At 66.2% G+C, this 21,203-nt stretch carries 19 protein-coding genes; 10 read left to right on the top strand and 9 right to left on the bottom strand.

Features of this window, described 5'->3' with window-relative positions; genetic code table 11:
* Positions 1 to 37: 37 nt before the first annotated feature.
* From G4G71_RS04690 to G4G71_RS04675, 4 genes are all read left to right on the top strand, one after another.
* Complete coding sequence (locus tag G4G71_RS04690) at positions 38 to 2,377, top strand: Tex family protein (protein WP_169935706.1); 2,340 nt, start codon at positions 38 to 40, stop codon at positions 2,375 to 2,377.
* A 36-nt stretch (positions 2,378 to 2,413) separates the two neighbouring features.
* The gene (locus tag G4G71_RS04685) at positions 2,414 to 2,776 is read left to right on the top strand and encodes a PaaI family thioesterase (protein WP_045216869.1); all 363 of its coding nucleotides are present in this window, start codon (positions 2,414 to 2,416) and stop codon (positions 2,774 to 2,776) included.
* A 166-nt stretch (positions 2,777 to 2,942) separates the two neighbouring features.
* Positions 2,943 to 4,529, top strand: a complete 1,587-nt coding sequence (gene gshA, locus G4G71_RS04680) for a glutamate--cysteine ligase (RefSeq protein ID WP_169935704.1) — start codon at positions 2,943 to 2,945, stop codon at positions 4,527 to 4,529.
* A gap of 138 nt (positions 4,530 to 4,667) precedes the next feature.
* Positions 4,668 to 4,934 (top strand): ribosome modulation factor, encoded by a 267-nt coding sequence (locus tag G4G71_RS04675; protein ID WP_169934895.1) that lies wholly within the window; start codon positions 4,668 to 4,670, stop codon positions 4,932 to 4,934.
* Here G4G71_RS04675 and argA read toward each other — a convergent pair whose 3' ends face one another.
* Together argA and argE are read right to left on the bottom strand one after the other, a co-directional pair.
* Complete coding sequence (gene argA / locus G4G71_RS04670) at positions 4,935 to 6,233, bottom strand: amino-acid N-acetyltransferase (protein ID WP_024762181.1); 1,299 nt, start codon at positions 6,231 to 6,233, stop codon at positions 4,935 to 4,937.
* A gap of 170 nt (positions 6,234 to 6,403) precedes the next feature.
* Positions 6,404 to 7,543, bottom strand: coding sequence for an acetylornithine deacetylase (gene argE / locus G4G71_RS04665; RefSeq protein ID WP_169935702.1), 1,140 nt, complete (start codon positions 7,541 to 7,543; stop codon positions 6,404 to 6,406).
* A 187-nt stretch (positions 7,544 to 7,730) separates the two neighbouring features.
* On the opposite strand from argE, the gene G4G71_RS04660 reads away from it, so the two are divergent.
* From G4G71_RS04660 to G4G71_RS04645, 4 genes are all read left to right on the top strand, one after another.
* On the top strand, positions 7,731 to 9,095 hold the full coding sequence (locus G4G71_RS04660) for a CYTH domain-containing protein (RefSeq protein WP_169935700.1): 1,365 nt from the start codon (positions 7,731 to 7,733) through the stop codon (positions 9,093 to 9,095).
* Positions 9,096 to 9,150: 55 nt separating this feature from the next.
* A complete protein-coding gene (tfpB, locus tag G4G71_RS04655) occupies positions 9,151 to 10,935 on the top strand; it encodes a type IV pilus assembly ATPase TfpB (protein ID WP_169935698.1) in 1,785 nt (594 codons plus the stop codon).
* A 125-nt stretch (positions 10,936 to 11,060) separates the two neighbouring features.
* On the top strand, positions 11,061 to 11,987 hold the full coding sequence (locus G4G71_RS04650; RefSeq protein ID WP_169935696.1) for an SPFH domain-containing protein: 927 nt from the start codon (positions 11,061 to 11,063) through the stop codon (positions 11,985 to 11,987).
* The gene (locus G4G71_RS04645; protein ID WP_169935694.1) at positions 11,987 to 12,433 is read left to right on the top strand and encodes an NfeD family protein; all 447 of its coding nucleotides are present in this window, start codon (positions 11,987 to 11,989) and stop codon (positions 12,431 to 12,433) included. The genes G4G71_RS04650 and G4G71_RS04645 overlap by 1 nt, the downstream gene beginning before the upstream one ends.
* Before the next feature lie 133 nt (positions 12,434 to 12,566).
* Here the strand turns inward: G4G71_RS04645 and lgt are convergent, their stop codons facing one another.
* On the bottom strand, positions 12,567 to 13,367 hold the full coding sequence (gene lgt / locus G4G71_RS04640) for a prolipoprotein diacylglyceryl transferase (protein ID WP_169935692.1): 801 nt from the start codon (positions 13,365 to 13,367) through the stop codon (positions 12,567 to 12,569).
* 20 nt (positions 13,368 to 13,387) lie between these two features.
* Positions 13,388 to 14,170, bottom strand: coding sequence for a sulfite exporter TauE/SafE family protein (locus G4G71_RS04635; RefSeq protein WP_169935690.1), 783 nt, complete (start codon positions 14,168 to 14,170; stop codon positions 13,388 to 13,390).
* A gap of 114 nt (positions 14,171 to 14,284) precedes the next feature.
* Between G4G71_RS04635 and G4G71_RS04630 the strand changes: the two genes are divergently transcribed.
* Positions 14,285 to 15,031 (top strand): NRDE family protein, encoded by a 747-nt coding sequence (locus G4G71_RS04630; protein ID WP_169935688.1) that lies wholly within the window; start codon positions 14,285 to 14,287, stop codon positions 15,029 to 15,031.
* Positions 15,032 to 15,067: 36 nt separating this feature from the next.
* Here G4G71_RS04630 and ptsP read toward each other — a convergent pair whose 3' ends face one another.
* Both ptsP and G4G71_RS04620 read right to left on the bottom strand, forming a co-directional pair.
* Complete coding sequence (ptsP, locus tag G4G71_RS04625; protein ID WP_169935686.1) at positions 15,068 to 17,347, bottom strand: phosphoenolpyruvate--protein phosphotransferase; 2,280 nt, start codon at positions 17,345 to 17,347, stop codon at positions 15,068 to 15,070.
* A 30-nt stretch (positions 17,348 to 17,377) separates the two neighbouring features.
* Positions 17,378 to 17,857, bottom strand: coding sequence for an RNA pyrophosphohydrolase (locus G4G71_RS04620; protein WP_017520843.1), 480 nt, complete (start codon positions 17,855 to 17,857; stop codon positions 17,378 to 17,380).
* A gap of 147 nt (positions 17,858 to 18,004) precedes the next feature.
* Here G4G71_RS04620 and G4G71_RS04615 point away from each other — a divergent pair, with 147 nt between their 5' ends.
* Positions 18,005 to 18,661 carry a histidinol-phosphatase gene (locus tag G4G71_RS04615; RefSeq protein ID WP_169935684.1) on the top strand — a complete coding sequence of 219 codons (657 nt, stop codon included), beginning with the start codon at positions 18,005 to 18,007 and terminating at the stop codon, positions 18,659 to 18,661.
* A 4-nt stretch (positions 18,662 to 18,665) separates the two neighbouring features.
* Here the strand turns inward: G4G71_RS04615 and G4G71_RS04610 are convergent, their stop codons facing one another.
* The 3 genes from G4G71_RS04610 to ilvA all read right to left on the bottom strand — a co-directional run bounded on the left by G4G71_RS04610 (position 18,666) and on the right by ilvA (position 21,194).
* Positions 18,666 to 19,133 carry a DUF2269 family protein gene (locus G4G71_RS04610; protein WP_169935682.1) on the bottom strand — a complete coding sequence of 156 codons (468 nt, stop codon included), beginning with the start codon at positions 19,131 to 19,133 and terminating at the stop codon, positions 18,666 to 18,668.
* Between the two features lie 10 nt (positions 19,134 to 19,143).
* On the bottom strand, positions 19,144 to 19,611 hold the full coding sequence (locus G4G71_RS04605) for a DUF2269 domain-containing protein (protein ID WP_169935680.1): 468 nt from the start codon (positions 19,609 to 19,611) through the stop codon (positions 19,144 to 19,146).
* Positions 19,612 to 19,679: 68 nt separating this feature from the next.
* Positions 19,680 to 21,194, bottom strand: coding sequence for a threonine ammonia-lyase, biosynthetic (gene ilvA, locus G4G71_RS04600; protein ID WP_169935678.1), 1,515 nt, complete (start codon positions 21,192 to 21,194; stop codon positions 19,680 to 19,682).
* Positions 21,195 to 21,203: the final 9 nt, after the last annotated feature.

Here is a 21,203-nt window from a genome sequence, read left to right as displayed (position 1 = left end):
GACGTCCCGTAATTCGATTGTTTTGTCAGGTGGATTCATGGACAGCATCAACACCCGTATCGCCGAAGAGCTTTCCGCACTGCCCTCCGGCCGCGTTCAACCGCAGCAAGTCGCCGCTGCCGTCGCCCTGCTCGATGAAGGCTCCACCGTCCCCTTCATCGCCCGTTACCGGAAAGAAGTCACCGGCAGCCTGGATGACACCCAGTTGCGCATGCTCGAAGAGCGCCTGCGCTACCTGCGCGAACTGGACGAGCGCCGTGGCGCGATCCTCGCCAGCATCGAGGAGCAAGGCAAGCTGACCCCGGAACTGGCCCGCGAGATCAACCTGGCCGACACCAAGACCCGCCTCGAAGACCTCTACCTGCCCTATAAGCAGAAGCGCCGTACCAAGGGCCAGATCGCCCTGGAAGCCGGCCTGGGCGAACTGGCCGATGCGCTGTTCGCCGACCCGAGCCTGACCCCGGAAACCGAAGCCGCGCGCTTTGTCGATGCCGAGAAGGGCTTCGCCGACACCAAGGCCGTGCTCGAAGGTGCCAAGTACATCCTCATGGAACGCTTCGCCGAGGACGCCACGCTGCTCGACCGCCTGCGCAGCTTCCTCAAGGACAACGCCACCCTGACCGCGCGCATGGTGCCGGGCAAGGAAACCGAAGGCGCCAAGTTCAGCGACTACTTCGAGCACGACGAACCGCTGAAGAACGCCCCGTCGCACCGTGCACTAGCGATCTTCCGGGGCCGCAACGAGGGCATCCTCAGCGTCGCCCTGAAGGTCGGCGAAGAGCTGCCGGGCACCTCGCACCCCTGCGAGATCATGATTGGCGAGCGCTTCGGCATCGCCAACCAGGGTCGCGCAGCAGACAAGTGGCTCTCCGAAGTGGTGCGCTGGACCTGGAAGGTCAAGCTCTACACCCACCTGGAAACCGACCTGCTGGGCGAGCTGCGCGAAGGCGCCGACCTCGAGGCGATCAACGTCTTCGCCCGCAACCTGCACGACCTGCTGCTGGCGGCCCCGGCCGGCCCGCGCGCCACCCTGGGCCTGGACCCGGGCCTGCGCACCGGCGTGAAGGTCGCCGTGGTCGATGCCACCGGCAAGCTGCTGGACACCGCCACCGTCTACCCGCACGTACCGAAGAACCAGTGGGACCAGACCATCGCCGTGCTCGCCGCGCTGTGCGCCAAGCATCAGGTGGAGCTGATCGCCATCGGCAACGGCACCGCCAGCCGCGAAACCGACAAGCTGGCCGCCGAGCTGATCAAGAAATACCCGGCGCTCAAGTGCACCAAGATCATGGTCAGCGAGGCCGGTGCTTCGGTGTACTCGGCGTCCGAGCTGGCCGCCAAGGAATTCCCGGAGCTGGACGTGTCGCTGCGCGGCGCCGTCTCCATCGCCCGCCGCCTGCAGGACCCGCTGGCCGAGCTGGTGAAGATCGAACCGAAGTCCATCGGCGTCGGCCAGTACCAGCATGACGTGTCCCAGCTGCAGCTCGCGCGCAGCCTGGACGCGGTGGTGGAAGACTGCGTGAACGCCGTCGGCGTGGACGTCAACACCGCCTCCGCCGCCCTGCTGGCGCGCATCTCCGGCCTGAACAGCACCCTGGCGCAGAACATCGTCGCGCACCGCGACGCCAACGGCGCCTTCAAGACCCGCGACGAGCTGAAGAAAGTCAGCCGTCTGGGCGAGAAGACCTTCGAGCAGGCCGCCGGCTTCCTCCGCGTGATGAACGGCGACAACCCGCTGGACGCCTCCGCGGTCCACCCGGAAACCTACCCGCTGGTACAGCGCATCGCCGCCGACACCGGCCGCGACGTGCGTTCGCTGATCGGCGACTCGGGCTTCCTCAAGCGCCTGGACCCGAAGAAGTTCACCGACGAGCAGTTCGGCCTGCCCACCGTCACCGACATCCTCAAGGAACTCGACAAGCCCGGCCGCGACCCGCGCCCGGAGTTCAAGACCGCCGAATTCCAGGAAGGCGTCGAGAGCCTGAAGGACCTCACCCCCGGCATGGTGCTCGAAGGCGTGGTGACCAACGTCACCAACTTCGGCGCCTTCGTCGACATCGGCGTCCACCAGGACGGCCTGGTGCACATCTCCGCGCTGTCGGAGAAGTTCGTCAAGGACCCGTACGAAGTGGTCAAGGCCGGTGACATCGTCAAGGTGAAGGTCATGGAAGTGGACATCCCGCGCAACCGCGTCGGCCTGTCCATGCGCATGGGCGACACCCCCGGCGAGAAGGTCGAAGGCCCGCGTGGCGGCGGCCGCCCCGGCAACGGCGCGCCGCGTGGCGAACGCAGCGCTCCGCGCCAGCAGGAGAAGGCCCCGGCGAACAACGCCATGGCCTCGCTGTTCGCCAACGCCAAGCAACTGAAGAAGAAGTAAGGAAGGTCCATGAGCGAGATGCCCGCCCGCGAGCTGATGATCAGCCGCTTCAGCGACACCCTTGGCGTGCAGCCGATCCGTGTCGCCGACGGCGAAGCCGAGGTGCTGCTGCCGATGGCCGAGCACCTGCGCAATCGCGGCAACGTCATGCACGGCGGCGCGCTCTTCACGCTGATGGACATGACCATGGGCCTGGCCTGCTCCAGCGCCCATGGTTTCGACCGGCAGAGCGTCACCCTGGAATGCAAGATCAACTACATCCGCGCGGTCGCCGAGGGCGAAGTGCGCTGTGTAGCGAAAGTCCTGCATGCAGGGCGGCGCTCGCTGGTGGTCGAGGCCGACATCCACCAGGGTGACAAGCTGGTCGCCAAGGGACAAGGCACCTTCGCCCAGCTGTAATTCGCGCCGCGACAACTGACCTATGCTGTACGCCGGAGCCCCGGATTTGCGGGCGCCGGCGCAGCGCCTCGATGAAGCCAGGCGACCACGCCGGTTGTGTTCTCCCCTTGTAGACCGCCCAGTCCACCCCCATAGTGGGGCGATTGCCGTGTGAAGGACTTCCAACTTGAGCGACCAACTTTCCCGCCGCCTGGCCCTGCTGGGCGATGCCGCCAACCTGTCCCTGCTCACCCAGTGCCTGCACGGTATCGAGCGCGAATGCCTGCGCGTCGACGAGCGCGGCAAGCTTGCCCTGACCCCGCATCCGCGCGCCCTGGGCTCGGCGTTGACCAACCCGCAGATCACCACGGACTACTCCGAGTCGCTGCTGGAGTTCATCACGCCGACCTCCACCAGCGTCGAGAAGACCCTGGATGAACTGGGAGAAATCCACCGCTTCGCCAGCGGCAAACTCGACGGCGAATACCTGTGGAGCCCATCCATGCCCTGCGAGCTGCCGGATGAAGAGACCATCCCGATCGCCCGCTACGGCAGCTCGCACATCGGCCGCCTGAAGTACGTCTACCGCAAGGGCCTGGCCCTGCGTTACGGCAAGACCATGCAGTGCATCGCAGGCATCCACTACAACTTCTCCCTGCCCGAGGGCATCTGGGAGCTGCTGCGCCAGGACGAAGGCAGCGAGAAGAGCGCGCGGGATTTCCAGTCGCACCGCTACATCGCGATGATCCGCAACTTCCGCCGCTACAGCTGGCTGCTGATGTACCTGTTCGGTGCCTCGCCGGCGCTGGACGCCGGCTTCCTGCGCGGCCGCCCGCACGGCCTGGAAGCCTTCGACGAACACACGCTCTACCTGCCCTACGCCACCAGCCTGCGCATGAGCGACCTGGGCTACCAGAACAACGCCCAGGCCGGCCTGACGCCCTGCTACAACGATCTGGACAGCTACATCGACAGCCTGCGCCGCGCGGTGAGCACGCCGTACGCGCCGTACGAGAAGGTCGGCACCAAGGTCGATGGCGAGTGGGTGCAGCTCAACACCAACATCCTGCAGATCGAGAACGAGTACTACTCGAGCATCCGCCCGAAACGCGTCACCTACACCGGCGAACGCCCGATCCAGGCGCTGATGGCCCGTGGCGTGCAGTACGTCGAGGCACGCTGCCTGGACATCAACCCCTTCCTGCCGCTGGGCATCGACGTCACCGAGGCGCGCTTCCTCGACGCCTTCCTGCTCTACTGCGCGCTGTCCGACAGCCCGCCGCTGGGCGGTTGCGAGTGCGGCGCGGCCACCAGCAACTTCCTCAAGGTGGTCAAGGAAGGTCGTCGCCCCGGCCTGAAGCTGGAGCGCGGTGGCCAGCAGATCGAGATGAAGGACTGGGCGAACGCCCTGCTCGCCGGCATCGCGCCGATCATCGAACTGCTCGACCGCGCCAATGGCACGGGCCTGCACGCACAGAGTCTGGCCGAGCAGCGCGCCAAGGTTGCCGACGCAAGCCTGACGCCTTCGGCGAAGGTCCTGGCGGAAATGCGCGAGCGCGGCGAGAGCTTCGAGGCCTTCGCCCTGCGCTACAGCCGCCAGCATGCCGCCACCCTGCGGGGCGAACCGCTGCCGACCGAGGAGCAGGCGCGCTTCGAGAGCATGGCCAGCGAATCCCTGGCCGAACAGGCGGAGCTGGAGAAGCAGCCCGAAGGCGATTTCGACACCTTCGTCGCCGCGTATCAGGCGAGCATCCTGGGCCTGCTCAGCGTCTGACGGTGCAAGAAATCGCTGACATGCAGCTCATAGAGTTCTGATCGGCAACCTGCGGGGGCGGGGGGAGAATCCTCCCTCCCTGCGGATCGCCCGGCCCCGGCCGGCGCGATCCGCGCAAGACCTCGCAGGAAAGCGCGCATGTCCCCCCACTCCCCCTCCTGGACACTCCATCAGCTGGAAGTCGCCTACCGGCAAGGCTACCTGAAAGCGCTGCTCGGCCGCGCCCCGCGCTGTCCGCTACATGAAATTCTCGCGGCCAGTTGGGAAGCCGGCTGGCGCGACGGCGGCGATCGGCTGCGCCAGCGGCAGCAGGAGGAACAGGCCAGGCCCGGCGCAGAGCCAGGCCCGGCGCCGCGGCTCAGTGTGCAGATCAGGCATTCGGTATCCGGCAAAGAGCGGATCTGATCAGAGCGTCTTCTCGAACACCTGGGAATTGCGCTGGTAGTTGTACAGCGACGCCCGCGCCGCCGGCAGGCGCTCGACGCTGCTGGGCTGGAAGCCACGCTCACGGAACCAGTGGGCTGTCCGGGTGGTGAGCACATAAAGGGTTTTCAGTCCCAGGTTGCGCGCGCGCTGTTCGATACGCTCCAGCAGGTCGTCGCCGCGTCCGCCGTGGCGGTACTCCGGATTCACCGCCAGGCATGCCAGCTCGCCCGCGTCGGAATCGGCGATGGGATAGAGCGCAGCGCAGGCGATGATCAGCCCTTCGCGCTCGACGATGCTGAACTGCTCGATCTCGCGTTCCAGTACCTCGCGGGAACGACGCACCAGGATGCCCTGCTCTTCCAGCGGACGAATCAGCTCCAGCAATCCGCCAACGTCCTCGATGCCCGCTTCGCGCAGCTGCTCGAACTGTTCCTGCGCCACCAGGGTGCCGTTGCCGGTGCGGGTGAACAGTTCCGACAGCAGCGAGCCGTCCTCGGTGTAGCTGACAATATGGCTGCGCCGCACACCCGCGCGGCAGGCCTGGGCGGCGGCGTCGAGCAACTCGCCCTGATAACTCGACCCGAGGCGCTCCAGATGCGCGGGCACCTGCTGCGGGCGCAACTCGCGCACCAGCTTGCCGGCCTCGTCCATCAGGCCGCGTTCGGCCCCGTAGAGAATCAGTTTGTCCGCGCCCAGGTCGATGGCCGCGCGCATGGCCACGTCCTCGCAGGCGAGGTTGAAGATTTCCCCGGTGGGTGAATAACCCAGCGGCGAGAGCAGTACGATGCTGCGCTCGTCGAGCTGGCGATTGATGCCCTTGCGGTCAATCCGGCGGACTTCGCCGGTGTGGTGGTAGTCGATGCCATCGACCACGCCGATCGGCCGGGCGGTGACGAAGTTGCCCGAGGTCACACGCATGCGCGAGCCCTGCATGGGCGAGGCGGCCATATCCATCGACAAGCGTGCCTCGATGGTGATGCGCAGGCTGCCCACCGCGTCGATCACGCAGCCCAGGGTCGGCGCATCGGTCACCCGCAGGCCGCGATGGAAGCGCGGCGCCAGCCCGTGCTGGGCCAGGCGCGCTTCGATCTGCGGGCGCGAGCCGTGCACCAGCACCAGGCGCACACCCAGGCTGTGCAGCAGCACCAGGTCGTGGACGATATTGCCGAAATTGGGATCTTCGACGCCCTCGCCGGGGAGCATCACCACGAAGGTGCAGTCCCGGTGCGAGTTGATGTAGGGGGAGGCGTGGCGCAGCCAGTTGACGTAGTCGTGCATTGCTTGAAAAGCCTGTCGTTCGAGTGGGCGGAAATCTGTCGGATGCGGCCGAAAGGCGGCCAGTGGCGGCGCGGTTATCGTCGTCGCAGGAACATCGACAGGTTTCTCCTCTTGGGTACGTTGGGCCCGCTTTCCGGGCGCTCTACAGGCAACTGCCTACGAAGGGCTCTCTATAGACAGTAATGACGGATCAATCCGCGTAGCAACGCTACGGTCGGCTCGATGCGGTCCAGTTCAAGGTGTTCATCGGGCTGGTGGGCACAGGCGATGTCGCCGGGGCCCAGCACCAGGGTCTGGCAGCCGAGCTGCTGAAGATACGGTGCTTCGGTGCCAAAGGCTACCGCTTCCGCCGTGTGCCCGGTCAGACTTTCGGCGAGTCGCACCAGCTCGCTCTGCGCCGGCTCCTCGAAGGGCGGCACGGCAGGGAAAAGCGGTGCGTAATCGATCTTCACGGCATGGCGCTCGGCAACCGGCTGCAGCCGATCGCGAATGCTCTGGCGCAGGGTTTCCGGAGCCATTCCCGGCAGCGGACGCAGGTCGAATTCCAGGGCGCACTGGCCGCAGATGCGGTTGGGATTGTCGCCGCCATGGATGCAGCCCAGGTTGAGGGTCGGCTGTGGCACGCTGAACTGCGGGTTGTTGAATTCCTGCTGCCACTGGCTGCGCAAGCTCTGCAACTCGCCCATCACTGCCTGCATCGCCTCCAGCGCACTGCGTCCCAGGCTCGGGTCTGAGGAATGGCCGCTCTGCCCGAGGATGTCGATGCGTTCCATCATCACGCCCTTGTGCAGGCGGATCGGCTTGAGGTTGGTCGGCTCACCGATCACCGCGGCGCGCCCCAACGGCCGCCCCGCGTCGGCCAGCGCACGGGCACCGGCCATGGAGCTTTCCTCGTCGCAGGTGGCGAGGATGATCAACGGCTGCCTGAACGGCTGCTCCAGCAACGGCAACAGCGCTTCGATGGCCAGGGCAAAGAAGCCCTTCATGTCGCAGGCGCCCAGGCCGAACCAGCGCCCGTCGCGCTCATCCAGGCCCAGCGGGTCGCTTTTCCACAGGGCCTCGTCGTAGGGCACGGTATCGGTGTGCCCGGCCAGCACCAGCCCGCCGGGGCCGCTGCCCAGGGTCGCGATCAGGTTGAACTTGCCCGGTGACACCGGCTGCATCTCGCAGGCGAACCCCAGGTCCACCAGCCAGTTGCCGAGCAACTCGACCACCGGGCGATTGGACTGGTCCAGCGCAGGCTGGGTACAGCTGACGGACGGAACCGCGATCAGCTCGACAAAGCGTTGTTTCAGGGGCGGCAACGGCATGGCGTCCTCCGAAGATGTGTTCCCACTATGGACCATGCCACGCTGCGGTAAAACCTCGCGGCGCCCGGCAGGAACGCCGAAGTCCTGTAGACTGCATGACTTTGAAGTCTTTTTCGCGCCCGTCGTTCCGTCCTTCCTACAGCAGGTCGGGAATCCGGGCGCGGCCGCTCTGACCCGGACCCCCGCCATGCAGAAAGAAACCGAAATCAAACTGCGCGCCAGCCGCGAGACCCTCGAAGCCCTGCGCGAGCATCCCGCACTGAAGAAGCGCAACAAATCCGGCTGGGAGCTCCGCGAACTGTTCAACCAGTACTACGACACTCCGGGCCGCGACCTGGCCCGCGCCCGCGTGGCACTGCGCATGCGCAAGGACGGCGAGCAGTTCATCCAGACCCTGAAGACCCGCGGCCAGAGCATCGCCGGCCTGTCCGAGCGCAATGAATGGGACTGGTACCTGGAGAAGAACAAGCTCGATATCAAGAAGCTCGACGACCAGTGCTGGCCGGCCGCCCTGGCGGACCTGGACAAGAAGACCCTGAAGCCGATCTTCAGCACCGACTTCACCCGCCAGCGCGCCGAGATCGCCTGGGGCCGCGGCAAGGCCAAGGTGGTGATCGAGGCCGCGCTGGACCTGGGCAAGGTTGTCGCCGGCAAGCAGGAAGAGGAAATCTGCGAGCTGGAACTGGAACTGCGCCAGGGCGAGCCCGAAGCGCTGCTGGACCTCGCCATCGAACTGGCCGCCGACCTCGCGCTGATGCCCTGCGACATCAGCAAGGCCGAGCGCGGCTACCGCCTGTTCGACCCGGCCAGCTACAGCGTGCAACCCGATACCCAGAAGCTGCTGCATGAAACCCCGCTGGACGGTGCCTTCGCCGCGCTGTCCTGGTCGCTGCTGGGCAGCAGCCAGCGCCTGGCCGAGCAGTACCGCTTCAATGGCCACTGGAGCCTGCTGGAAAGCTGGCTGCAGCAACTGGTCGACCTGCGCGCCCTGCTCGGCAGTCTTGGCCAGGCCGTGCCGCGCGCCACCACCCGCGAACTGCGTACTGCTCTCGATGCGCTGCTCGCCGACTGGCAACCGCGCATCGAACAGGGTCGCGATGACGAGGCGCTGCGCCAGCAGATGCCGGCAGTCTTCCGCGAGGAACTGGCGAATGTGCGCTGGGGTCAGTTCTCCCTGAGCACCTCGCGCTGGCTGCTGGGCAAGGCCTGGACCCTTGAGCGCAACGACCGCGCCAACCGCCTGGGCGGCTCCGCCGTCGGCAAGTGGCTGCAGCGCACCCTGGCCGAAGAAGCTCAGGCCATGCCACTGCAACGCGCCCAGCATTTGCCCGAGGTACTCGCCGACCAGCTGCCGCGCCTGCAGCGCATGCTGGTCTGGCTGCGCCTGGCGCGCAGCGTGCTGGAGCTGCCGGAAACCGATCGCCTCTACGGCGAGCTGGCCAAGCTGCAGGAGCTGCTCGCCACTCCCGACGCCGAGGGGCGCCTGGATGCCCTCGCGGCCCAGGCCCATACTGTGCTGACCCTCAAGCCGTGGAAGGCGCTTTTGAAATAAGCTGGCCCGGCGACGTCGCGGGCCTGTCGACCCGCCATTGAAGTAGGGAGTCTGCATGTCCGTCTTTGCCCCTTCCGCCCAGGATCGTCCGCTCGACCTGGGCGACATCCTGCGCGAGCTGGTCACCCAGGGCCGGGTCGCCCAGGATGACGCCGAGCAGTGCCTGGCGATCCGCCGCAGCGCGGTGAAGAACCAGCAGCACCCGCTGGAATTCCTCGCCGCGCAGCAGGTCGAGGATCGCCAGCGGCCGGGACGCAAGCTGGACCTGGATGCGCTGGTGAGGTGGCTGGCGGACTACGCCGGGCAGCCCTACCTGCGCATCGACCCGCTGAAGATCGATGTCGCCGCGGTCACGCCGCTGATGTCGTACGCCTTCGCCCAGCGCCACCATATCCTCGCGGTCGCGGTGGCACCGGATGAAGTCACCATCGCCAGCGCACAGCCCTTCGTGCACGCCTGGGAGAGCAACCTCACCCACGTCCTCAAGCGCCCGATCAAGCGCGTGGTGGCCAACCCCGCGGACATCCAGCGCTTCACCGTCGAGTTCTACCGCCTCGCCAAGTCGGTGACCGGCGCCAGCTCGGCGGACCAGAAGATCAGCGGGGTCGGCAACTTCGAACAGCTGCTCAACCTGGGCGCCAGCGACCAGGAACCCGATGCCAACGACGCCCACATCGTTACCATCGTCGACTGGCTGTTCCAGTACGCCTTCCAGCAGCGCGCCAGCGATATCCATATCGAACCGCGGCGCGAGCAGGGCACGGTGCGCTTCCGCATCGACGGCGTGCTGCACAACGTCTACCAGTTCCCGCCGCAGGTCAGCATGGCGGTGGTCAGCCGCCTGAAGTCCCTGGGGCGCATGAACGTCGCCGAGAAGCGCAAGCCGCAGGACGGCCGGGTGAAGACCAAGACGCCGGAAGGCGCCGAGGTGGAGCTGCGCCTGTCGACGCTGCCCACGGCCTTCGGCGAGAAGATGGTGATGCGGATCTTCGACCCCGAGGTGCTGCTCAAGAGTTTCGATCAGCTCGGTTTCTCCCCCGACGACCTGCGCCGCTGGGAGAGCATGACCAGCCAGCCCAACGGCATCATCCTGGTCACCGGCCCCACCGGTTCGGGCAAGACCACCACGCTCTACACCACGCTCAAGCAGCTTGCCACGGATGAAGTGAACCTCTGCACCATCGAGGACCCGATCGAGATGATCGAGCCCTCGTTCAACCAGATGCAGGTCCAGCACAACATCGACCTGACCTTCGCCAGCGGCGTGCGCGCTCTGCTGCGGCAGGACCCGGACATCATCATGGTCGGCGAGATCCGCGACCTGGAGACCGCCGAGATGGCGATCCAGGCGGCGCTCACCGGCCACCTGGTGCTCTCCACGCTGCACACCAACGACTCGCCCACCGCCATCACCCGCCTGCTGGAACTGGGCGTGCCCTACTACCTGATCCGCGCCACCGTGCTCGGCGTCATGGCCCAGCGGCTGGTGCGCACGCTCTGCCCGCATTGCAAGGCGCCGATGGAGCTGCACGAGGAAGACTGGCAGGAAGTCACCCGCCCCTGGAACGCCCCGCTGCCCACCGGTGCGCAGCAGGCCGTCGGCTGCCTGGAATGCCGCGACACCGGTTACCGCGGACGCGCCGGCGTGTACGAGATCATGCTGCTGACAGAGTCGCTGAAGGAACTGATCACCGCCGACACCGACCTCATCCCGCTGCGCCGCCAGGCCTTCAAGGAAGGCATGCGCAGCCTGCGCCTGTCCGGCGCGCAGAAGGTTGCGGCGGGCCTGACGACCATCGAGGAAGTCATGCGGGTGACCCCGCAGAGCGAGCAGAAGTAAGCCGCCCGTCAGTCGCCTGAGGAAAACTCCCCAGGCGACTGCTGCACTTTCCTGTATGCCAGCTCGCTGCGCCGGTTCGGTTACACTCGGCCCTCTTCATCCACGCCAGACAAGGAGTCTTTTGCATGGAAATCGGCAGCGTCGCCCTGCTCTTCGTCATTCTCGCCATCGTCATCGTCCTCATGGGGTTCAAGGTCGTTCCCCAGGGCTTCGAATGGACCATCGAGCGCTTCGGGCGCTATACCGTCACGCTCAAGCCGGGCCTGAGCCTCATCATTCCGGTGGTGGATCGCGTCGGCCAGAAGATCAACATGATGGAACGCGTGCTGGACATCCCGCCGCAGGAGGCGATCAGCGCCGACAACGCCATCGTCGAGATCGACGCGGTGTGCTTCTATCAGGTGGTGGATGCCGCGCGTGCCGCCTACGAAGTCAGCGGGCTGGAAAACGCCGTGCGCAATCTGGTGATGACCAACATCCGTACCGTACTCGGCTCCATGGAGCTGGACCATATGCTCAGCCAGCGCGACTCGATCAACGAACGCCTGCTGCGCACCGTCGATGAAGCCACCGCGCCCTGGGGGCTGAAAGTCACCCGTATCGAGATCAAGGACATCAGCCCGCCGGCCGACCTGGTCGAGGCCATGAGCGGCCAGATGCGTGCCGAGCGCCTCAAGCGCGCGCAGATTCTCGAAGCCGAAGGCAAGCGCGCCGCAGACATCCTCACCGCCGAGGGTGAGAAGCAGGCACAGATACTCAAGGCCGAAGGCCAGCGCCAGGCCGCCTTCCTCGAAGCAGAGGCCCGCGAGCGCCAGGCCGAGGCCGAAGCCAAGGCGACCCAGGTGGTTTCCGAGGCCATCGCCACCGGCAACGTGCAGGCGATCAACTACTTCGTCGCGCAGAAGTACGTCGACGCGCTGGGCAAGCTGGCCAGCTCGAACAACAGCAAGATCGTGCTGATGCCGCTGGAAGCCAGCCAGGTGATCGGCTCGGTCGCCGGCATCGGCGAGATCGTCAAAGCCACCTTCGGCGACACCAAGGGCCGTAGCTGATGGCCGCCTTTCTCCAGAACCTCGGTTTCTGGGACTGGCTGGGCCTGGGCATCGTCCTGCTGATCCTGGAAATCTTCGGCGCAGGCGGCTACCTGCTGTGGATCGGCATCGCCGCCGCGCTCACCGGCGTGCTGTCCTTCCTCGTACCGGGGCTCGACTGGGTCTGGCAGTGCCTGGCCTTCGGCGTGCTGGCGATCCTCACCGCGCTGTACTGGTGGAACCACCAGCGCATCAACAAGCGCACGGCCGAACCGTCCAGCCTGAACCGTCGCGGCAGCGAACTGGTGGGCCGGCAGTTCGCCCTGCATGACGCCATCGTCGGCGGACGCGGCAAGGTCCGCGTCGGTGACAGCGTGTGGCTGGTCAGTGGGCCGGACCTGCCCGTTGGCGCGCAGGTGCGCGTGATCGGTCAGGACGGTGTCCTGCTCCTCATCGAACCTGTCTGAAGCACTACTTGTAGGAGCGAGCTTGCTCGCGAACCCGATCCCCGCCGCGAGGTCTGTTCGCGAGCAAGCTCGCTCCTACCAAGAGCCAATGAAAAAGCCCGCCGATTGGCGGGCTTTTTCATTCAGGCAATGCTCAGCTCGCGGCCGGCTGCGCCGGGGCGCGGCGGTAGGCCCAGACCATCAGCGCGATGCCGCCCAGGACCATCGGCACGCACAGCACTTGGCCCATGGTCAGCCAGCCCCAAGCCAGGTAGCCCAGTTGGGCATCCGGCACGCGGACGAACTCGACGATGAAGCGGAAGATGCCGTAGCACAGCACGAACAGGCCGGACACCGAGGCAGTCGGGCGCGGCTTGCGGGTAAACAGCCAGAGCACCACGAACAGCGCCACACCTTCCAGGGCGAACTGATACAGCTGCGACGGGTGGCGCGGCTCCGGGCCGCCGGTGGGGAAGATCATCGCCCAGGGCACGTCAGTCACCTTGCCCCACAGCTCGCCGTTGATGAAGTTGCCGATGCGCCCGGCGCCCAGGCCGATCGGTACCAGCGGCGCGATGAAGTCCATGAGCTGGAAGAAGCTCTTGTTGTTGCGCTTGCCGAACCACCAGGTGGCCAGCATCACGCCGATCAGCCCGCCGTGGAACGACATGCCGCCCTTCCACACCTCGAAGATCAGCGTCGGGTTGGCGATGTACTCGTCCAGGTTGTAGAACAGCACGTAGCCCAGGCGACCGCCCAGGACCACGCCGCACGCCACCCAGAAGACCAGGTCGGAGAGCTTCTCCTTGGTCCAGGTCGGGTCGAACTCCTTCAGCTTGCGCGAGGCCAGCAGCCAGGCGCCGCCGATGCCGATCAGGTACATCAGGCCGTACCAGTGGATTTTCAGCGGCCCGAGCGCTACGGCAACCGGGTCGATCTGTGGATAAGGCAGCATCCGCTTCTCCTAGCAGGAACTCAGATCAGAAAACTCAAACCCACGCTGAACAGCAGCAGGGCAAACAAACGCTTCAGGACCTTGGCCGGCAGACGATGCGCCAGCCGCGCCCCGATGCGGGCAAAGAACATACTGGTGACGGCGATGCCCAGCAGCGCCGGCAGGTAGACGAAGCCCAGGCTCAGCTCCGGCAGTTTCTCGTTGTGCCAGCCGACGGCGATGAAGGATATCGCGCCAGCGATGGCGATCGGCAGGCCGCACGCCGAAGAAGTCGCAACCGCCTGTTGCATGGAGACGCCACGCCAGGACAGGAACGGCACAGTCAGCGAACCGCCGCCGATGCCGAAAATTGCCGAAGCCCAGCCCACCACGCCGCCCGCCACGCCAAGGCCGAAGCGGCCCGGCAGGTCGCGCTCGCCCTTGGGCTGGAGCCCGAGGGCCATCTGGATCGACACCAGAATGGCAAAGGTACCGATGATCTTCTGCAGCACCGGCCCCTGAATCTTCGACGCGGTCAACGCGCCCAGCGCGCTGCCGACCAGGATACCGACGGTCATCCAGGCGAACACCCGCCAGCGCACGGCGCCACGGCGGTGGTGTTCGAGAATCGAATTGATCGAAGTGAAGATGATGGTCGCCAGCGAAGTCCCGACCGCCATCTGGGTCAGCACATCGGGCGAGAAGCCGTGGGCAGTGAAGCTGAACACAAGGGCCGGCACGATGATCAACCCGCCGCCGACGCCGAACAGGCCGGCGAGCACGCCAGCGCAGGCGCCAAGCACCAGGTAGAGCACGAACTCCATGGGCAACCTCGGGCAACAAAGCGGGCATGGTAGCCGAAGGCTCCCGGGCGCTCCAGCCACTCCGGGACATCGGCGGATGTTGATAGACTGCCGGCACACTACGGAGTTCGACCCATGTGCCTGATCGTCTTCGCTTGGCGCCCCGAGCACGCCACGCCCCTGATCGTCGCGGCCAACCGCGATGAATTCTATGCCCGCCCGACCCTGCCGCTGGCGGCTTGGGGGGAGTATCCCGGCGTGTATGCCGGCCGCGACCTGGAGGCCGGCGGCACCTGGATGGGAGTGGCCGCGGGTGGGCGTTTCGCCGCCCTGACCAACGTGCGCGACCCCGGCCAGCCGGTGGGCCCGCGCTCCCGTGGCGAGCTGGTGGCGGCTTTCCTGCAGGGCCGGCAGTCGCCGCGGGAGTACCTGCAGCAGGTCGCCCGCCGCGCTTCGGACTACAGCGGCTTCAACCTGCTGGTCGGCGACGGTGCGCAACTGTGCTACTTCAATCCCCGCGTCGGCCCGCCAGTGGCAGTGGCGCCGGGGGTGCACGGGCTGTCCAATGCAGCGCTGAACACGCCCTGGCCCAAGCTTCTTACCGCGCGTGAGGGTCTGGAGGCAGCGTTGGAGAAGCCTGATACCGGCTCCCTGGTCGCGCTACTGGCGGACAATCGCCAGCCCAGTGAAGCCGAGTTGCCGGATACCGGCGTCGGCCTGGCCACCGAGCGCCTGCTCTCCAGCGTGTTCATCGCCAGCCCGAACTACGGTACCCGCGCCAGCACCGCGTTGATCGTACATGCCGACGGACGCCGCGAGCTGCTGGAACACAGCTTCGGCCCGAGTGGTGCACGTCTGGGAGAGGTCAGTCTGAAGGTCTAGCCGCACACCGAACGGCGTGCGGCCGAAGGCCCGGCGTCAGGCCTGGATGGTCGCCGCCGGGTTGATCACGCGGCCCAGGCCGAGATTGCGCAGGGCCAGGTGCAGCGAGCTGTGGATGACCTGCGGGTTGTCGAAGGTCATCAGTTGGCCGAGCAGCTCACGGGCCTTGGACAGGGTCATCTGGCGCAGCAGCCATTTCACCTTGGGCAGGTTGGTGGCGTTCATCGACAGGGAATCGAAGCCCATAGCCATCAGCAGTACGGCAGCCGCCGGATCGCCGGCCATTTCGCCGCAGATGCTCACCGGCTTGCCTTCGTCATGCGCGCCATTGACCACGATCCGCAGTGCTTGCAGCACGGCCGGGTGCAGGTAATCGTAAAGATCGGCGACCCGTGGGTTGTTGCGGTCGACCGCCAGCAGGTACTGCGTCAGGTCGTTGGAACCGACCGATACGAAGTCCACCTGACGCGCCAGCTCACGTATCTGGTAAACCGCCGCTGGAATCTCAATCATCATGCCGATCGGCGGCATGGGAATGTCCACGCCTTCGTCGCGCACTTCGCCCCAGGCGCGGTGGATCAGGTGCAGCGCCTCTTCCAGCTCATGGGTGCCGGAGATCATCGGCAGCAGGATGCGCAGGTTGTCCAGGCCTTCACTGGCCTTGAGCATGGCGCGGGTCTGCACCAGGAAGATTTCCGGGTGGTCGAGGGTGACGCGAATACCGCGCCAACCGAGGAAGGGGTTGTCTTCCTTGATCGGGAAGTAGGACAGCGCCTTGTCGCCGCCGATGTCCAGGGTACGCATGGTCACCGGCAGCGGATGGAAGGCGGAGAGCTGCTCGCGGTAGATGGCGAGCTGCTCCTTCTCGCTGGGGAAGCGGTCGTTGATCATGAACGGCACTTCGGTGCGGTAAAGGCCGACGCCTTCCGCACCGCGTTCCTGGGCGCGCGCCACGTCCGCCAGCAGGCCGGTGTTGACCCACAGCGGCATGCGATGGCCGTCCAGCGTTTCGCAGGGCAGCTCGCGCAGTGCGGCCAGGCCCTTGCTCAATTCCTTCTCTTCGGCAACCACTTCGCCGTACTGCTTGACCAGTTGCGGCGACGGGTTGGTGTAGATCTCGCCGTGGTAGCCGTCAACGATCAGGTCGATGCCGTCGACCTTGGAGTACGGCAGGTCGACCGCGCCCATGACCGTGGGAATACCCATGGCGCGAGCGAGAATGGCCACGTGGGAGTTGCCCGAACCCAGCACCGAGATCAGGCCTACCAGCTTGCCCTCCGGCACTTCGCCAAGCATCGCCGGCGACAGTTCTTCGCTGACGATGATGGTCTGGTCCGGATAGGTCAGCGTCTGCTTACGCTCTTCCTGCAGGTAGGCGAGGATGCGCCGGCCGATGTCCTTGACGTCGGAGGCGCGCTCGCGCAGGTAGGCGTCGTCCATCAGCTCGAAGCGCTGCACGTGCTCCATGACCACCTGGCGCAGGGCGCCCTGGGCCCATTGACCGGTGCGGATGATGCGTTTGACTTCGAGGCCGATGGAGGCGTCGTCGAGCATCATCAGGTAGACATCGAACAGCGCGCGCTCCTCCTTGCGCAGCTGGGTGGCCAGCTTGCTGGAGAGGTTGCGCATGTCTTCGCGGACCGATTCCAGCGCCTGCTTGAAGCGCTCGATTTCGGCCTCGACGTCGTCGATGGGTTTGTCCGGGACGACTTCCAGGTCGGCCGGCGGCAGCACCACCACGGCCTTGCCCACGGCCACGCCGGGGGCGCCGGGAACGCCGACGAACTTGGCTTCGCTGATGCCCTTGCCCATCTTGCCCAGGCCGCGGATCGAACCGGTGGCCTCGGCGTGGGCGATAACGCCGGCGAGCTGTGCACTCATGGTGACGAGGAAGGCTTCCTCGCCTTCGTCGAACTGGCGCTTTTCCTTCTGCTGCACGACCAGAACGCCCATCACCCGGCGGTGGTGGATGATCGGCGCGCCGAGGAAGGAGGCGTAGCGTTCCTCGCCGGTCTCGGCGAAGTAGCGGTAACGGGGGTGTTCGGAGGCGTTCTCGAGGTTCAACGGCTCCTCGCGTGTGCCGACCAGGCCGACCAGGCCCTCGTTGGGCGCCATGCTGACCTTGCCGATGGAGCGCTTGTTCAGGCCTTCGGTGGCCATCAGCACGAAGCGGTTGCTCTCCGGGTCCAGCAGGTAGACCGAGCACACCTGGGTGCCCATCGCCTCCTTCACCCGCAGCACGATGATGCCCAGCGCCGCCTTGAGGTCCTTGGCGGAGTTCACTTCCTGGACGATCTTACGCAGCGTGTTGAGCATGGCTCGGGGTCTAACTCCTTGAACTTCGTGCTAGTCGCGCGCCAGCAGGCGCGGTGCCAATTCCTTCAGAGCCCGGCGGTAGACCTCGCGCTTGAAGGTCACGACCTGGCCCAGCGGGTACCAGTAGCTCACCCATTTCCAGCCGTCGAATTCGGGCTTGCCGGTGACATCCATGCGCACCCGGCTTTCCTCGCCGGTCAGGCGCAGCAGGAACCACTTCTGTTTCTGCCCGATGCACAGCGGCTGGCTGTTGGTACGCACCAGGCGTTGCGGCAGGCGGTAACGCAGCCAGCCCCGAGTACAGGCGAGGATCTTGACGTCCTGCTCTTCCAGGCCGACTTCTTCGTTCAGTTCGCGGTACAGCGCTTCCTCAGGGGTTTCGCGGGCGTTGATGCCACCCTGGGGAAATTGCCAGGCTTCCTGGTTGATGCGCCGTGCCCACAGGACCTGTCCGACATCGTTGCATAGGATGATGCCGACATTGGGGCGAAAACCATCGGGATCGATCACGGCGGTACATCCTCGAAATCGCGTGTGCCCGCATTGTTCCACAAAGCTTGTGACAGCGGCAACGCGGGCTGCGGCGTCCTGTGCCGGGTGGGCAAAAGCCGTTACTCTAGGCGACTTTTCGGTATTGGCAACTGACGGTAATCCAACGTGCGACTGGCTCTCTTCGATCTCGACAACACCCTCCTGGCCGGCGACAGCGACCACAGCTGGGGCGAATGGCTTTGCCAGCGCGGGCTGGTGGACGCTGGCGAGTACCAGGCGCGCAACGACGCCTTCTATGCCGACTACGTCGCCGGCACCCTCGACGTGTTCGCCTACCAGGCGTTCACCCAGGCCATTCTCGGCCGCACCGACCTGGCGCAGCTGGCCGTCTGGCATCGCCAGTTCATGGAAGAGGTGATCGAGCCCATCGTCCTGGCCAAGGGCGAAGCGCTGCTGGCCGAGCACCGCGCTGCCGGCGACAAGCTGGTGATCATCACCGCTACCAATCGTTTCATCACCGCGCCCATCGCCGAGCGCCTGGGCGTGGAAACCCTGATCGCCACCGAGTGCGAGATGCAGGACGGCCGTTATACCGGCCAGACCTGCGGGGTGCCCTGCTTCCAGGGCGGCAAGGTGACACGCCTGAACAGCTGGCTCGAGGAATCCGGCCTGACACTGCACGACGCGTACTTCTACAGCGACTCGCGCAACGACCTGCCGCTGCTCGAGCAGGTCGCCAACCCGGTGGCCGTCGACCCGGACGACACCCTGCGCGCCACCGCCATCGAGCGCGGCTGGCCGGTGATCAGCCTGCGCGGCTGAGCCGTCAGAAGCCCTTGTTGACCATCAGGTGGAAGATCGCCAGGAAGGCCAGGAACGCCGGCCAACCCAGGGCGAACCACCAGCGCATATAGAGGAAGGCTTGCGGCGGCAGCGCCGTGCCTTCCCGGTGTGCCGCTTCGGCCATGTCGCGTACGCGGATCTGCAGCCAGACCACCGGCAGCCAGCAGGCGCCGGCAAACACGTACAGCCCCAGGCTCCAAAGCAGCCAGCCCGAATCCAGCGGCCAGCCGGCCATATGCGCCATGGCGATGCCGCTCAGCGGCTGGAAGACCGCCGTGGTGGCGATGAACAGCCAATCCGCCGTGACCAGATGGCGGAAGGTGATGCGGATCGCTTCCAGATTGCCGCTGCGCCACGCGCGCCAGCTGTAGTAGGCCGAGCCCAGCCCGGTGCCGAACAGCAATGTGGAGGACAGGATGTGCAGGGTCTTGAGCAGCAGGTAGAGATTCACGCGGCGGGCATCACACCGGCTTGCTGATCATCAGCACCAGAATGGCGATCACGCACAACAGCGCCAGCGCGAAGAAGGCCAGGCCGAACTTCCACTGCCGTGCGGCACCCGCGGAGATCGGCTCGCCACCGGTCTGCGCCGCCAGCGCCAGGTCGCGGATGCGCCACAGGCGGGTGGTGAACAGCAGCCAGAAGATCGTGGCGATGATCAGCAGGCAGGCACTGCCCAGCAGCCAGGTCTGCCCCAGCGGCCAGCCGACGGTCTGCACCATGCGATAACCGGTGACCGGCAGGCTGGCGACGCTGCCGGCGACCAGCACCCAGCCGATCAGGCCGATGCGCTGCAGCGCCTTGGCGATCAGCCCGGCGTCGCCGCTCCGCCAGCTGCGCCAGCCATACCAGGCGAGGCCGATGATGGCCAGGAACGGCAGCACCGCGGCGATGCCGTGGAGGATGCGGAAGGTCTGCAGGCTTTCCATTTCAAGTCCCTGTGATCGATGCGGCTTTCCGACAAGCCTAGCAGCAGTCGCGCCGCCTCTGCCTGACCTCAGCCGAGGAACAGGCGATAGGCCGGGTTGTCCGTTTCGTCCCAGTAGGGGTAGCCGATCTCTTCCAGCGCCGCCGACACGAGGTGGCGTTCGTCTTCCGGCACCTGCAGGCCCGCCACCACGCGACCATCGGCGGCACCGTGGTTGCGGTAGTGGAACAGGGTGATGTTCCAGCGGCCACCCAGGCGGTTGAGGAAGTTGAACAGCGCGCCGGGACGCTCGGGGAACTCGAAGCGGAACACCTGCTCGCCCGAGACCCGCGGCGAATGGCCGCCGACCATATGGCGGATGTGCAGCTTGGCCAGTTCGTTGTCGGTCAGGTCCAGCACCGGGAAGCCCTGCTCCTGCAGTTGCTGCACCAGCGCCGCGCGCGGGTCGTTCTCCGGGTGCGTCTGCACGCCGACGAAGATGTGCGCTTCGCTGTCGGTGTTGTAGCGGTAGTTGAACTCGGTGATCTGGCGCTTGCCGATGGCCTCGCAGAAGGCCTTGAAGCTGCCCGGGCGCTCCGGGATGGTCACGGCGATGATCGCTTCGCGCTTCTCGCCCAGTTCGGCGCGCTCGGCCACGTGGCGCAGGCGGTCGAAGTTGATGTTGGCGCCCGAGTCGATGGCGACCAGGGTCTGGCCCTTCACGCCTTCGCGCTCGACGTAGCGCTTGATCCCGGCCACCGCCAGCGCGCCGGCGGGCTCGGTGATGGAGCGGGTGTCGTCGTAGATGTCCTTGATCGCCGCGCAGATCTCGTCGGTGCTGACGGTGATCACTTCATCGACATAGTCCTTGCACAGCTCGAAGTTGTGCTTGCCGATCTGCGCCACGGCGACGCCGTCGGCGAACAGCCCGACCTGGCCCAGCACCACGCGCTCGCCGGCGGCCATGGCGGCCTGCAGGCAATTGGAGTCGTCCGGCTCGACGCCGATGACCTTGATCTCCGGACGCAGGTATTTGACGTAGGCGGCGATGCCGGCGATCAGGCCGCCGCCGCCCACCGGCACGAAGATCGCGTCGAGGCTGCCCGGATGCTGGCGGAGGATTTCCATCGCCACGGTGCCCTGGCCGGCGATCACGTCCGGATCGTCGTAGGGATGGATATAGACGTAGCCCTTCTCCTCCACGAGCTTGAGCGAATGCGCCAGCGCATCGGGGAAGGCATCGCCGTGCAGCACGGCCTTGCCACCACGGGCGCGCACACCCTGGACCTTCAGCTCCGGCGTGGTGCGCGGCATCACGATGGTCGCCTTGATGCCCAGCTCGCGGGCGGCCAGCGCCACGCCCTGGGCGTGATTGCCGGCGGAGGCGGTGACGACGCCGCGGGCGAGTTCTTCCGGGCTCAGCTGCGCCAGCTTGTTGTAGGCGCCGCGAATCTTGAAGGAGAACACCGGCTGCAGGTCTTCGCGTTTCAGCAGAATCTGGTTGCCCAGGCGCTCGGAAAGCTGGCGGGCGGGCTGCAGGGGCGTTTCCACGGCAACGTCGTAGACACGCGAGGTGAGGATCTTCTTGACGTATTGTTCGAGCATCGGAAGGGC

The sequence above is a fragment of the Pseudomonas multiresinivorans genome, assembly GCF_012971725.1.
Classification (GTDB): Bacteria; Pseudomonadota; Gammaproteobacteria; order Pseudomonadales; family Pseudomonadaceae; genus Pseudomonas; species Pseudomonas multiresinivorans.
Note: the sequence above shows the minus strand (reverse complement) of the source record. Positions and strands in the feature narration are given on the sequence as shown.